The 13,722-nt window shown below is 49.7% G+C and carries 17 protein-coding genes; 6 read left to right on the forward strand and 11 right to left on the reverse strand.

Going from position 1 to position 13,722, the window contains the following annotated elements:
* Positions 1-14: 14 nt before the first annotated feature.
* The 6 genes from ACZ1HF_RS16975 to ACZ1HF_RS17000 form a co-directional block, all read right to left on the reverse strand.
* Positions 15-1,262: an AAA family ATPase gene (locus tag ACZ1HF_RS16975; protein WP_472658615.1), complete on the reverse strand. Its 1,248-nt coding sequence runs from the start codon at positions 1,260-1,262 to the stop codon at positions 15-17.
* 201 nt (positions 1,263-1,463) lie between these two features.
* Positions 1,464-2,102: an OmpA family protein gene (locus tag ACZ1HF_RS16980; RefSeq protein ID WP_472658616.1), complete on the reverse strand. Its 639-nt coding sequence runs from the start codon at positions 2,100-2,102 to the stop codon at positions 1,464-1,466.
* A gap of 5 nt (positions 2,103-2,107) precedes the next feature.
* Positions 2,108-3,490, reverse strand: a complete 1,383-nt coding sequence (locus tag ACZ1HF_RS16985) for a type II and III secretion system protein family protein (protein ID WP_472658617.1) — start codon at positions 3,488-3,490, stop codon at positions 2,108-2,110.
* Positions 3,491-3,698: 208 nt separating this feature from the next.
* Positions 3,699-4,532, reverse strand: a complete 834-nt coding sequence (gene cpaB, locus ACZ1HF_RS16990; protein WP_472658618.1) for a Flp pilus assembly protein CpaB — start codon at positions 4,530-4,532, stop codon at positions 3,699-3,701.
* Between the two features lie 610 nt (positions 4,533-5,142).
* Positions 5,143-5,343 carry a Flp family type IVb pilin gene (locus ACZ1HF_RS16995; protein WP_472658619.1) on the reverse strand — a complete coding sequence of 67 codons (201 nt, stop codon included), beginning with the start codon at positions 5,341-5,343 and terminating at the stop codon, positions 5,143-5,145.
* Positions 5,344-5,645: 302 nt separating this feature from the next.
* Entirely contained in the window at positions 5,646-5,846 is a 201-nt protein-coding gene (locus tag ACZ1HF_RS17000) for a Flp family type IVb pilin (protein WP_472658620.1), read from the reverse strand.
* A 377-nt stretch (positions 5,847-6,223) separates the two neighbouring features.
* On the opposite strand from ACZ1HF_RS17000, the gene ACZ1HF_RS17005 reads away from it, so the two are divergent.
* Positions 6,224-7,042, forward strand: a complete 819-nt coding sequence (locus ACZ1HF_RS17005; protein WP_472658621.1) for a lytic transglycosylase domain-containing protein — start codon at positions 6,224-6,226, stop codon at positions 7,040-7,042.
* Positions 7,043-7,045: 3 nt separating this feature from the next.
* On the opposite strand, the gene ACZ1HF_RS17010 is transcribed toward ACZ1HF_RS17005, so the two are convergent.
* The 5 genes from ACZ1HF_RS17010 to ACZ1HF_RS17030 form a co-directional block, all read right to left on the reverse strand.
* Positions 7,046-7,783 (reverse strand): SDR family oxidoreductase, encoded by a 738-nt coding sequence (locus ACZ1HF_RS17010; protein ID WP_472658622.1) that lies wholly within the window; start codon positions 7,781-7,783, stop codon positions 7,046-7,048.
* A complete protein-coding gene (locus ACZ1HF_RS17015) occupies positions 7,780-9,093 on the reverse strand; it encodes an FAD-binding protein (RefSeq protein WP_472658623.1) in 1,314 nt (437 codons plus the stop codon). The genes ACZ1HF_RS17010 and ACZ1HF_RS17015 overlap by 4 nt, the downstream gene beginning before the upstream one ends.
* A 3-nt stretch (positions 9,094-9,096) precedes the next feature.
* On the reverse strand, positions 9,097-10,080 hold the full coding sequence (locus ACZ1HF_RS17020; protein WP_472658624.1) for a lysylphosphatidylglycerol synthase transmembrane domain-containing protein: 984 nt from the start codon (positions 10,078-10,080) through the stop codon (positions 9,097-9,099).
* Positions 10,081-10,168: 88 nt separating this feature from the next.
* On the reverse strand, positions 10,169-10,840 hold the full coding sequence (locus ACZ1HF_RS17025) for an NUDIX hydrolase (RefSeq protein WP_472658625.1): 672 nt from the start codon (positions 10,838-10,840) through the stop codon (positions 10,169-10,171).
* A 32-nt stretch (positions 10,841-10,872) separates the two neighbouring features.
* Complete coding sequence (locus tag ACZ1HF_RS17030; protein ID WP_472658626.1) at positions 10,873-11,268, reverse strand: DUF983 domain-containing protein; 396 nt, start codon at positions 11,266-11,268, stop codon at positions 10,873-10,875.
* Between the two features lie 176 nt (positions 11,269-11,444).
* Between ACZ1HF_RS17030 and ACZ1HF_RS17035 the strand changes: the two genes are divergently transcribed.
* From ACZ1HF_RS17035 to ACZ1HF_RS17055, 5 genes are all read left to right on the forward strand, one after another.
* Positions 11,445-11,915, forward strand: a complete 471-nt coding sequence (locus ACZ1HF_RS17035; protein WP_472658627.1) for an EF-hand domain-containing protein — start codon at positions 11,445-11,447, stop codon at positions 11,913-11,915.
* 46 nt (positions 11,916-11,961) lie between these two features.
* Positions 11,962-12,537 carry an RNA polymerase sigma factor gene (locus ACZ1HF_RS17040; protein ID WP_472658628.1) on the forward strand — a complete coding sequence of 192 codons (576 nt, stop codon included), beginning with the start codon at positions 11,962-11,964 and terminating at the stop codon, positions 12,535-12,537.
* Positions 12,534-12,881 (forward strand): hypothetical protein, encoded by a 348-nt coding sequence (locus ACZ1HF_RS17045; protein ID WP_472658629.1) that lies wholly within the window; start codon positions 12,534-12,536, stop codon positions 12,879-12,881. Before ACZ1HF_RS17040 ends, ACZ1HF_RS17045 begins: the two co-directional genes overlap by 4 nt.
* A 5-nt stretch (positions 12,882-12,886) precedes the next feature.
* Positions 12,887-13,372, forward strand: coding sequence for a periplasmic heavy metal sensor (locus ACZ1HF_RS17050; RefSeq protein WP_472658630.1), 486 nt, complete (start codon positions 12,887-12,889; stop codon positions 13,370-13,372).
* Between the two features lie 68 nt (positions 13,373-13,440).
* Positions 13,441-13,722, forward strand: a complete 282-nt coding sequence (locus tag ACZ1HF_RS17055; protein WP_472658631.1) for a DUF3572 domain-containing protein — start codon at positions 13,441-13,443, stop codon at positions 13,720-13,722.

Genomic DNA, 13,722 nt, shown 5'->3' on the forward strand with positions numbered 1-13,722 from the left:
ATTGTTACCTCAGGTTATCCTGCTTCAGCAGCTTGGTTGACGTCGTGTAGAGATACCGCGAGCTTGTTGATTTCTTTACGCAATGGGTTCTTTCCAGCTGTCTCAGAAAGGGGCAGACCATGGTCACATGTTTCCATGACCGGTTTGCCACCATCTGGCATATGGAGTTCAAGATCTATGTCCAGGCTTTCCGCCATACGTTTTGCGCGGCTTTTACCGGTCATATCGGTAAATTTGGGCGCTTTGTTTAGCACATAGCGGATTTTTTCGTAAGGAAGGTCTTCGGCTTTCAACGCACGTACTAAACGCAAAGTATTTTGCGCTGAACGCATGTCGAGTTCCAATACGCCAAAGTAAACATGGCAATTTGAAAGAACTGTCTCTGTCCACTGAACAACCGCACTTGGCATGTCAATTACAACATAGTCGAATTGTCGCTGCGCAGTCTTGATCAGTTTATCGATGCCTTCGGGCGATATAATATCAAGCGGCAATATTTCTGGTGGAGCCGTCAAGACGTGCAATTTGTCATTGAATGTCAGCAACGTCGCCCGGAAGGCGTCGTCATCCATTGTGTCAGTGTCGGTAATCATCTCAAGAACAGCTTCACGACGTGGAAGATCGAGATATGTCGAGACTGAGCCAAACTGGAAGTCGAGATCAATCAGGCAGACCTTTACATCAGAATTCTTTTCCAATGTGGCAAGTTCCCAAGCCAAATTTACGGCTAATGTGGTGCTGCCAGCCCCACCGGCCAGTCCATGTATTGGGAAAATGACACCGTCACGACCGCCCGCTGGGCCGGTAGACGTGGCTTGATCAGTTAAATTTGTTCCTGTCGGTATAACAGGGGCAGGTGTCTTAGCACGTTCAATAGCTTCATGCAGTGCACCTTCGGGTAGGGGGTAGGGTGCAAAATCGTCGGCCCCAAGGCGCAAAAGTTGATGCAGAGCAATCGGCGAGACTTCTTCAGCGATCAAAATCACTTTCAGCCCCATTTTCTTAGCCTCGGTGATCAGATCACCAATAGCAGTAAGTTCGCCTTCATCATCATCATTTACCGCAACAACAATAAATTTCAGATCAGATGCTTCGGGCTGCTTCAAAAACTCGGCGGCATCGTCGAAATTGAGATCGCCCCAACCCTCGCCAAGCTCGGCTTCCATATCTTCGATTAACAGATCAAAGTTCTGCACATCCCGCGCAACAGTGCAGGCAATAATTGGAGTAGGTTCAGAATCTAACGCTAAGTTACTGTTCATGCCTAAAATCCCCATATGATCCGTAAAGGACCAGGCGTTGTGAGCTGTCAGACATATAATAAAGCAACTACATGCCCGAGCAAATGTTTCTTCCAAAAACACCAAATCCCCGAAGCTCGGGGATTTGGCTTTCATTTCTTAAGAATGCTTAGCAATCTAGGCAAGATTACGGCAGAAATGGCGAAAATATGAGGAATGTTTCTATTCCGCGACCACTCCGCTCGTAACAACCTGACCTGTGCCGCTATCGCTACCGGTATTGACGTATTTCCGGTAAACAAGTGCGGCATATTTACCATCAAGGCCAAATCCGCCCTTGCCCACGAATCCAGAAACCTCAGTAACTGTCCGGCGATTCCTGCGTTCCTTATTCTGCGTTACAACCAATGGCTGCGTTTCGCCGAATGAAGCGACAGCTTCAAGACGGGAGCGGCTGATGCCTTGGCTTGACAAGAATGCAACGACATTTTGCGCCCGACGCAAGCCAAGTGACTTGTTATAGCCATTTGACCCAACAAGGTCGGTGTGACCATAAACACGGAACCGGACTTCAGGGAACTGTTTGATCCAGTTCGCCTGCTGAACAAGTGCAGCACGTGCGTTTGAATCGAGCGTTGCACTATTGAATGCAAAGTTCACTGTTGAAGGCACCTCACTTGCGAACCGCCGTGTCAGGTTCTGAGCAACAGAAAGCTGCCCAGTGTTGACAAGAGTGTTGTTCATCGTGGGGTTGCCGAAGCCGCCCTCATCCAGGTCGGCACCAGCTTCATTATCGCTACAGGCTGCAACACTCAAGGATATTGCTGTCAGAAGTGCGATTTTGCTTTTCGTTATTAACATTTGTCTCACTCCATCACATAGCCGTAGGAACCAGAAAAGTCCTGACGTGCTACTTCACCTGTTGCGCCACCAAGATTAACATCTCGTGACAATCTGCCATTCAGGAACAAGTCGCGCTCGCTTGGTGGGCGTACCCGATCAGTCGCTACAACATAAGCATCACCACGTTTAGGCGATACCAGATGCGCGCTGATAATAACGACCAGTTCAGTCTGACGGCGCGAATAATCGACGCTGCGGAACAAAGCTCCAAGGACTGGCATATCACCTAACCATGGCACTTGTCCTTTCGCATCACGGAAGTCATCTTGCAAAAGCCCGGCAATCGCAAAGCTTTCCCCGTCACGCATCTCTACTGTTGTAGAGCTTGTACGAGAGCTTAAGCCTGGTATAGCTAATTGTCCGACTTGAATAGATGCAATATCACTCAGCGCGCTGACGCCTGTATTCAGTCTCAAGTTAATTATATCTCCATCAAGAACAGTTGGGAGAAACTTCAATTCAACACCGAATTGCTTGAATTCTACCTCGATTCCACCATCACCATCAGAAACTGGGATTGGGAATTCACCACCTGCTAGGAAGGATGCTTCTTGACCAGAAAGAGTAGTTAAATTTGGCTCGGCCAAAGTACGCACCAAACCTTTGCTTTCCAAGGCTTCAATAGCAATACTTGCTGTTAGGCCACCACGTGTGTAGCCTAAGCCTAGCGCACCTCTGCCTCTATTCGAGTCTCCAATGCCAGCATTGCCTGTGCCAGTACCGATAGTACCTGTTAGACGGCCACTGATATCAGTCAGGCCAATGGTTGCAGATAGGTCTTTGCTAACGTTACGGCTCATTTCTGCAAAACGTACTTTTAGCATGACCTGATGCGAGCCACCGACTGTCATCAGGTTAGATACCCGATCAGGTGCATAACGTTCTGCAAGATCAAGAGCACGATCCAGCTTGGTGATGCTCGAAACTACGCCACTCATGACGATGCCGTCATTTGCGGTGCGAACTTCGATTTTTTCACCTGGAAGGACTTCGCGCAGCCGTTCTTTAAATTCGGCCACATCTGGTGCGACATGTACCTCAACGTTTGTAATAAGACGACCTTCTGGCCCAAGAAGGGTCAGCGTTGTACGTCCTGGAGCTTTACCAAGTACATACAACGTGCGATCTGAAAGGGTTGCAATATCAGCAATCCCCGGATTTGCCACAGAGATTTCTGCGAAAGGACTGTCGCTTTCGACAACGACCGCCCTGTTGATTGCGACATTTAAACTGCGTGATGTTGAACCGCTCATGACCCGAAGGTTTTCGGCTGCAGTAATTGCCGGTATTGATGTCGATAGAGCGAGGCCCAAGAAGCCCGCGCTAATTAACTTTTTCATATGCATGTGATCCTGCCTCTCTGACCACTGGTTAAATGGGTCAATGCCCACATTATGCGAACCATGTGCGATGTATTAATTTATTTCAAGAATCAGCATGTTATAGGGTTTTGTTTATGTGGACTTGCCGCAACACCTGACTAGTGATGGTAAAAACAAGAAGCGCGGCACTATATATATAGTGCCGCGCTTATATTTCTCTTGTCTGTAAAGATCATTCTTTACATGCAATTTCTTTTTTCTGCTCTTCACCGCCCTTACGGGTTGTAATATAACATTTTTCTTCGACTTTTTCGACTTCTACGACTTCTTCTTGAATATTTAGCAGTGTCCTTTGATCAATCTCAATGGCACCGCCGGCAACAATCGTATCATCGTTATCTCCGACAAGAGATAAAGAGATTCTGCCCGTTTGTTGCGCTAAAGTAAGTCCAGCAATCTTTTCAGGAGGAGCTGCAACAGTGACAGTTCTTGCAACGCCTGTGTTCCGTCTGGATGTATCGGATGTTTGATCCAGCGCTATAATTTCTACGCTTCCTTCTAGGATGCGGGCAACTTCACGCCCTTGGGAATTGCCAGTCCAAAGAACATCAACTTTACTACCTGGCCTCAAGAAACCACCAGATGTATCGTCTACGCGCAGTGTTAATGCGCGCATTCCTTTGGGTATGCGGGAAGAGAGACCGGGATCTTGTCCAGGTTCAGTTACTTTTGTGGCTAAAATTGCCTCATCTTTTTCCATAGGCCGTACGACAACCCGCAACTCACCATTTGGGGTGAACAGTTCTTCAGCCACTTGAAACGCGCCTTCAGGTATCGCGTTTTCTGGCCAACTGACCAGCCTTACATCTTCCTGAGTAATTTGTTCACCGTATTCAATCTTGCGGCTGACAACAAATACAGGGGTAAGTGGAACTTGGCTCGCAAGCTGTTCATTTTGCGCCTGCAAGGTCACTTGGTATTGGCTCATACGATCTTTGATAAGATACACTGCGGTCCCCGCAAGCCCGACACCAGCCACTAGAACCAATCCGAAAACCAAACGCATTCCCACGCTCCCCTACAAGAGTCAAAATCCAGCTCAATTGCTGAACACTATATCACACCTCTTATCATAGCAAAATGCGTCAAAACCATGACTTAGCATGGTTTATAAACCTTACGTTGCGTACGGCACACAATTATGGACGTGCACCAGCGCTGTCGAAACTGTAACTTAAAAAGTTGTCTTAATTTCGTAACCTGTCAGAGAGTCACCAATTGCAGTGCTGACGTGTTCTGGACCACCGCTCCAGAGAACAGTTCCTGTTACGGCCAAACTAAGGCCAACAATTGATGCTGTCAGTACAACCCAGTCAGCTGTTACTGCACCGGACTCATCTGATAAGAACTGTTTTATATACTGAGTCATCACAAGGTCTTTCTAAATTGTTCCCTGAATATCAACGAAATGCACGCTGCTTCTTCAAACAAGAAGCACCAAGAATATGGCGGAAATTGGGGGATAATCGGTCAGAATTTTTATTTTTCAGATATAATAGAAACGGTTTGTTTCCTTGGCTTCTGCAAAGTAGCAAAAAAGATAAAAAATCGCGCTTTCTTCAGCGCGATTTCTTTTGATATTATCCTGATGGGCATCATCAGGATGTCCTTCCAGATTAACGCAGGAAGTTCGTTGTGATGTTTTGCTTTGTCAGCTGACCTTTGATGTCGCCGGACAGATCTTTCAGACCGTCGGAGATGAAGACCATAACGGCCAAACCAAGACCAACCAGAGCGGCAGTCAGAACAACCCAGTCAACGGTGACTGCGCCGGATTCGTCGTTAGCAAAATTCTTTGCAAGTGTGATCAGTTTCATAGTTTATCCCTCCAAAGGATGATTTTAAAGTTTTCCAGTTCACATTATTGTCCAAATTTATCAGAGGTGTACGTTAACCTCATAATAAGCTTGGTATGAACAAAGTGTTAATGAAGGATTTCGACAAAAATTTGACTAAACTAGTTCAGTCTCTGTCATTAAAATGAACTTATTTTGGCGTTTTAAAACATGTACCCAAAAAGAATGAATATATGGAAGCGTAAGTAATTCATAACAAAAGTCGCGCCCAATAAGCGCGACTTTTTTTCTCATAATCCTGAATTAAATCAGAATTGTATAACTTAACGCAGGAAGTTCGTTGTGATGTTTTGCTTTGTCAGCTGACCTTTGATGTCGCCGGACAGATCTTTCAGACCGTCGGAGATGAAGACCATAACGGCCAGAGCCAGACCAACCAGAGCGGCAGTCAGAACAACCCAGTCAACGGTGACTGCGCCAGATTCGTCGTTAGCAAAGTTCTTTGCGAGTGTGATCAGTTTCATAGTGTATCCCTCCAAAGGATGACAGTAAGTTTCAGTTTCCAAATTCACCTTAGCGTTGAAATTGATCCAGGGCAGCCTCTGTTCCGACCCGTCACCGCTTTGGTATGAGCAGATATAGCCGGTGAAATCTGGCAAGAATTGGGCAACATTCGTTCAATTTGTGACGCTTGTGCCCAATAAGTTAATTTTCCCTTAATGCATTGATATATATGATTATATTTGTAGGATTTTTCTAGCTTACCCTAGAAAAGCAGTTTTCAAAGTGTCAAAAGGGATACGGAATGAGGCGAGATCTGCTGCAAAAACAGTAGCTTTGACAGGCTTTTTCTGTAATGGGTGAATCATAATAATAAACAAATAGGCAGGTCGGGCAGGTCATGTCGGTATTTAGAATCATAGTAACCTTAACTGTTGTGATGTGTGCATCCACAACGCATGCCAATAACTTATCTCCGGCCCATGGCGGGGATTATCAAGACTTTACCTTCAACAAGATAAAGCCGCCCTCAGCGGGTGCCAAAAAACTTATAACGATACAAATCGCGCCACAGCCGGACCCACCGCCGAAAGCTGCGCGCAAACCCAGATCTGATGTAAAGCCTGCGGGACATGACATCGATTGGTTCTGGAATGTGGTGGGGCCCAGTATTGACGCATCTGGTCCCGGGCGTTTTGGGCAGGCGGTAGAACACTTGGAGAAGTCTCCTGAAGGAAGAACAGTGCCGGAGCCGCGATTGGCGACCTTACAAAAGATAGCGACCAAGCACGGCGCGGAAATCCTGACGCATAGTGTAGGCAAGAATGTCTCTCCTGCGCTTGTATTGGCTGTTATCGCCGTCGAATCAGGTGGACGTGTTGCTGTAGAAAGCAACAAAGGTGCGCAGGGGCTGATGCAGTTAATTCCTGCAACCGCTGCGCGTTTTGGCGTTTCTGATTCAAAAGTACCCTCTCAGAATATTAAGGGGGGTGTGGCCTATCTGTCTTGGCTGATGAATGAGTTCGATGGCGACCCGCTTCTGGCTTTGGCAGGATATAATGCAGGCGAAAACGCAGTGAAGAAACATAATGGCGTGCCACCCTACGAGGAAACCCGTAATTACGTTCCTAAGGTCCTGGCAGCCTGGAGGGTCGCCCGCGGCCTATGCCTGACCCCGCCGGACCTTCCGACGGATGGGTGCGTTTTCCTGACTCAATAGGTCTTAGACTGACATCTTTTTGAAGATAGGTTCTGGGATCGACTTGATAATTGTCATTATGATCCACCAGAAGAAAGGCGTGTAAATCACGTTTTTCTTCTTGCGAACGGCTTTCAGTATGTCTGTTGCGACTTTCTCGGGTGGGGCGACCAGGAACATTCCTTCGATACCCCATGTCATCGCCGTATCTACGAAACCGGGTTTGACGGTCACCACGTGACCACCGAAACGAGTCAGGCGATTACGCAAGCCACTAAGATAGGTGTGAAAGCCTGCCTTGGCTGAGCCATAAACATAATTGCCAATCCGCCCCCGATCACCTGCAACTGAGCCAACGCCTACAACAGTGCCGCCGCCACGTGCCTCCATCTCGGGAGTGATAGCTTGCAGAAACTGAGCGGGGCCAGCGTAATTGTCGGTCACAGTGCCAACAATCAGGCTGGGATCATCGTCAATAGCGTCTTGCGGTGGCATGGAGCCGACGAAGACTGCAACATTCAACATCCCATCCTCGGATTGCACGCGCTGAATGATATTGGCAAAGTCGTCTGGGTTTCGGGCATCAAAGCGCAGAGCTTCTGCCAAAGGCGCGCCACGTAAAAGGCAATCTGCTGCAGTTGCCTCAAGGTCTGCCATATCGCGGCCAGCCAGGAAAACTTGTGCACCTTCTTGTGCAACGGCCCGCGCGAAGGCGCGCGCCATGGACGATGTCGCCCCAAGGATGATCCAGTTCTCGGTCATGTTACGTTCCTCAACTGCAAACGGCGGATCAGATCTGTCTCATATGCCTTATCTGGGTCAGCTTTGTTTGCCGCTTTTGCAAAGCCCGCAAGCTCTGGATACATCTTCTTCAGGCGTTCGGGCGCAATAGTTGCGTCTTTTGCAAGGTAGACACGTCCACCGGCTTGCTCTGTCATTTCTTCCAAAGCTGCGATCAGTTTGGCAACACGGCCCCTGTTGGGGAAGTCTACTGCCAATGTGTATCCATCCATCGGAAAAGACATCATCCCGGCGCGTCCTGGCCCAAGGCGTTTGAGAACCGCAAGCGGCGAGGCTGATCCCGCGTTGGCGATCTTTTCCAGCATGCTGCGCAGGGCAGGGGCCTGATCAATGGGTACAACGCATTGAAACTGGTGAAAGCCGGATTTTCCATACAGCTTGTTCCAGTCATGGATACGATCAAGGGGAAAGAAAAAGTCTTGAATAGGTTTGACCAAAGTGCGCCCACGATCAGGAACGCGGCGGAAATAGGCAGAGTTGAACATCTTCACGATTGGATTGGATAAAGCCCAACCCGGCGCGTTGAATGGCACAGATTTCGAGGCCTTTCTGGCCTTTACCAGGCCATAACCCGTCTCGGCTTCTTCCAGGATGCCGCGGCCTAAACCATCACCCGTAGCTGTCGCATCGATCCAGCCGACGGTATAAGTGGATTGCGAGGCGTCCAGCGCCTCAAGAAATTCCTCAAACCCGTCGATCCGTCTTTCTGTTACCATTATGACATCGCCCTTACAGGGTAGAAGCTGCAACTTGGCAGATACGATGATGCCGGTTTGCCCCATGCCACCCACGGTAGCCTTGAACAGGGTCGCATTTTTGTTTGGGCCGATGACTTGTGTTTTGCCGCGGTTCATCAATGTCAGGCTGACGACATGTTGCCCGAAAGAACCTGCATTATGGTGGTTCTTGCCATGCACATCAAAGGCAATTGCGCCGCCAACAGTTGCAAATCCTGTTCCGGGCATGACGGCTGGTAGCCAACCTTTTGGGGCAAACAGACGTGTCAATTCGCCTAGACGCACACCGGCCTCGACCTCAAGCACGCCGGTTTCCGCATCAAAAGACAAAAGCCTGTCCATGCGGGTCATATCAATTGCCGCGCCACCATCATTCAGGCAGGCATCTCCATAAGATCGGCAATTACCAATGGCGGGGGCGCTCTGATTTTCCAGCACATGAGCAACAGATGACACACGTTCAGGGCGCGCGACTTTACCAGTTGCGGAATGAACACGGCCCCAGCCGGTATATGTGCGAGTGTTCCAAAGCATGATTCAGGCCCTTTTAGAGATACGTTCAGCAAGGGGGAAGGCTATAAGGCCAATACCTATCGCAAACCAGAGCGTTGTGACACGGATGATAGCCGTCGCCGGAATCGAGGTCTCAAGCGGGACGCCCTGAAGTCCCAAAAGAAATACCATCGCGGCCTCGGCACCACCAAGCCCACCGGGCGCACCGGTCAGACCGCCTGCCAGTGTTGAGAAGATGAAAATCACGATCGCGCTGGCAAAGCTGATTTCAGCCCCCAGCCAGATCAGGAGAAGGTAAAGTGCATAACCTTCCGCCAACCAGCCAATAATGCTTAACGCCATTGCAGGTAGTGCGGTTGTATAGGTTCCAAACAGTTTCATGGACCGCGCAGCCTGCCTTAGCATGACAAATTTGCGCGGTGCGCGATGAATTATCCGCCAGAGACCGTCGACCAGGTTGGCCAAAATCCTTGGGTGGGTCACAATAAACGCGGTACCTATGGCCAATATCGCCACTGGTATTGCGCCGGCAACGCCGCCTTGCGCCATAACGACCCCCGCTGCCAGCGACAGCCCCATCGCGGCCATGTCAAAAGCACGATCCGCAAGCGGCAGGGGCGTAATGCGGAAAAAGCTCCAGTCAGACAAGCGTGAAATCCAGCGTAGGCGCACCAGTTCTCCGATCCGGCCGGGTGTGATGCTCATGGCAAAGCCACCCCAGAAGTGCAGCATGTTTTGCATGAGGCTTGTGCGCAGACCAAGGCGGTGGGCAAACATATGCCACCGCAGGCCTCTGAGGACATAGTTTACCAAAGATAATCCCAGCAAAATAGCAATCTGCCACAAGCTGAGTTTCAGGAGTTGTTGTTTGGTTTCTTCCCATCCGGTTACGGCAGCAAGACCAAGTAGACCAAAAATAAACAACAGCAGTAGACCGCCCAAAATTAAGAAGTCACGTCGCATTGTATTGGTCTGTGCTTGCTGCGGTAAAGGCATAGGCTTTGTCATACTCAAACTCATATGCCGGCGGCTACCAACAGATTCAGGCAGCAATATGAAGCTGTTTCCAATTCAGGAACATGCTTAATTGATTTTGTCACACAATACGCAGGAACTGTGAGGCTTCTGTGTCATTCTTGAAGAACGGCACGCTTTGGGGTGGGGCATTGGTTTTCAGGTGGCCTTCCACCTCGGCCAGAACAACTTCGGTGATAAAAGGCAGATCCAGCGCGCGTGCCTCCCGGATCGGAACCCAGTGCAAGTGGCTTAATTCATCCTCGGCCTTTGAGAAATCATCAAGATTATTTTGCACATGGTTTGCGGTCACCAGAAAGAACCGCGCATCAAATCGGCGCGGCCTGCCGGGCGGTGTGATGGCGCGGAAGATATAACGAAATCCGATGGCAGAAGGTAAGTACCCCGTAGCCAGAAACGCGTGCCATTCTTCTGTCATAACGGCCTCAGCGCCTGTGGGCGTCCCGAGAATCAGACCGGTTTCCTCCCAAACCTCTCGAATAGCTGCGGCCAAAAGCGCATGAGGTAGGTCGGAGGTAGATAATTGTGCAAGCCGTGCAACACAGGTTGGATCAGGTGTTCCGGCCAAAGGAACTCTGGCATCCTCTGGATCGATAGCGCCGCCGGGGAAAACATATTTGTTTGGCATGAAAGCAGCCGACTTGCCGCGTTGCCCCATCAGGACTTTCGGATTTGTCTCAGGATCACGGACAAGGATTACAGTTGCCGCATCGCGGATAGGCACATTGCTCATTTGCGTATCCTGCCCGGAAGACGTCTGCCTTTTCAACTTATATCGCCACCAAACCCATGCATACGTTTGGCCCATTGAACGCCAACGATCACACCCTTAAGCCTTGGCAACAGATACAAAGACAAGGCGACACAGCCGGTGGAAAAGATCGTCGCCATGACAAGCGGATCAGGCTCATACTCTACAAAAGCCCAGAGAAAAAGCGGCGCCATAAGATGTCCGACAATTAGGATCGTTAGATAAGCCGGCCCATCATCTGCTCTGTGGTGGTGCAGACTCTCATTGCAAACCGGGCATTCGTCCCGCACTTTGAGATAACCTTTCAGCATCGGTCCATTGCCGCAACTTGGGCAGCGACGTCGCCAACCGCGTAGCATTGCAGGCTTCAGTTCACGCTCATCAGGTTCTGCTAATGTATCACGCGCCATAATCGATCCTATCATTTGTGCTCTGTCTAACAGGTTTTTTGTAAATGGCACCGCGACAGGGTGTCTTGCAGCGGCGTGTTGCGAAAAAAATAATGTGCGGGCGACGGAACAATACGATTTGCGCGTTTAAAGGGCATGAAGCGCTTATGAAATGCGCATAGATCAAGGAAACCTAAATGAAACTCGATATGAAGAAATCCGCAATCCTGGGGGTTGGTATTGCAATAGTTCTGTCCACACTGCCCGCATTGGCCAGAAGCGGTGGCGGTGAGCGTGCGACATTTGAAATGCTGGATGCTGATTCCAATGGCGAAGTCACGCAAGCTGAGATGGAGGCTCACCGCAACCTGCAATTTTTGAGTGCGGATACAAATGGCGATGGTCTCGTCAGCAGAGATGAATTGCAGCAACAAATACAGGCAAAGGCCGAGCAGCGCGCAAACACGCAGCTAGATCGCATGTATGAGCGCTTTGATGCAAATAATGACGATCAGCTAAGTGTGGAAGAAATGGCACCTCCCGCAGATCGCACGTCCCGACGCTTTGATCGGCTCGATGCTGATAACAGCGGTGGAATTTCGAAGGCTGAATTCGAAGCTGCTCCACATCATGCTCGTCGCGGTCATCGCGCAAAGCCAGCAGAATAAGTATAGTACCTTGTAGGCGGGGCAGGGCTTGGTAGCTTTGCAATAAATGACCATGGCATTCGATCAGTTGACAGACTTGAACGATGAGGCACTTCTTGTGCTTTATGCCAAAGGTGATGCCAATGCAGCACGTCAACTGACGCTCAGGCTTGCCCCGCGCATATACAGTTTCGCATCACGACTGCTTAGCGATGCCAGTGAGGCCGAAGATGTGACACAAGAAGCAATGCTGCGTCTTTGGAAGATTGCCAAAGTTTGGCGACCAGGTACTGCGAAACCATCGACATGGCTGTTTCAGGTTGCCAGCAACTTATGTACGGATCGCTTGCGTAAGTCCCGAATGGTCCCATTGGATGGGGTCGCCGAACCCCAAGATGACAGGCCAAGTACAGAGGCCACCATGATGCAGGCAGATCGCGTTGCTGCACTTGATGCGGGTTTGGCGCAGTTGCCTGAAAGACAACGGCAGGCCATTATCCTTCGCCATATCGAAGGGCTGTCAAATCCGGACATCGCGCAGATACTCGGGGTCAGCATAGAAGCGGTTGAAAGCCTTACTGCCCGTGGGAAGCGGGCTTTGACGGCTATCCTAAGCCATAGAAAAGAGGAGCTGGGGTTATGACGGATCCTAATGAGAGAGTTGATCTGGATGTGCTATTCAACGCGGCGCATGACAGGTCTGTCGCACCAGATGAAGCGCTTTTGCAGCGGATCGCGCTTGATGCGGAACGAGAACATACCAAGGCACCGCAGTATGAAACGGTGTTATTCCGTTGGCTTCGCGCCTTGCGCGTCATTGGGGGATGGCCAGCTGCAGGTGGTTTGATTACGGCTATGGCGACCGGATTTTTAGTGGGGTTCTCTGATCCGACTTTAATTACGCCAGACATTGAAGCCGATGCGACAATCAGGATTTTGGATTTTCTACCAGGTGACGAGATGTTTTTCGAAGAAGGGCAAGGGTGATGAGTGTGAATGACACTTCAAATAAGGCGGGTTTTTCATGGGGACGCACTGTGCTTGTCATATCGTTAGCGTTAAATCTGCTTTTTGCGGGCCTTTTTATCGGAGCACGCTTTTCTGACGGCGACAAAAAACGCAGTTCGCCTCAGATGCGCGCCTTTTCGCTTGGCCCCTATGGGCGGGCCTTATCCCCTGAAGACCGCCGTGTCTTAGGCGATGTGTTGCGGGATCAGAAAGATTTATTTCAATCCAATCGCAAAGTAATGCTGGATTTGGCAAGTGAGGTCGTAGGCATTCTTCGGGAAAATCCGTTTGATCCTTCAAAAATCGCTGCTCCCTTTGAAGCTCAACGTCAACTGATAGGGCAGTCGCAGTTGGCTGGGCAAACGGTTCTAATTGAGCATCTGGGTAACATGAGCGATGCTGATAGGCTCGCTTTTGCTGACCGTTTGGAAGATGTGCTTGAGAAAGGGTTGCGCAAGAAAAACCCTTAAAACGCTTTTGCAAATCTCAATACTTTGTGCTTTGCACTTATGTAGTATGGATAACTTTTGACTCTGGCATGATGACATCTTCCGAAGCTGAGGCAGTCGCGCTGCAAGCGCTGGGCTGGATCGCGTCCTCTGATGATTTGATGGGTACATTTCTTGGTGCAAGCGGGGCATCGCTTGATGATGTGAAAACGCAGGCAAGTGATCCAATGTTTCTGGGCTCTGTTCTGGATTTCCTTTTAATGGATGATACTTGGGTCACTGGTTTTTGCGATGCCTCCGGGTTGGATTATGCGCAACCATTGCTTGCACGTCAGGAACTGCCGGGCGGCGATTTGCCCAACTGGACCTGA

It is taken from the genome of Litoreibacter sp. GN1-5, assembly GCF_055693805.1.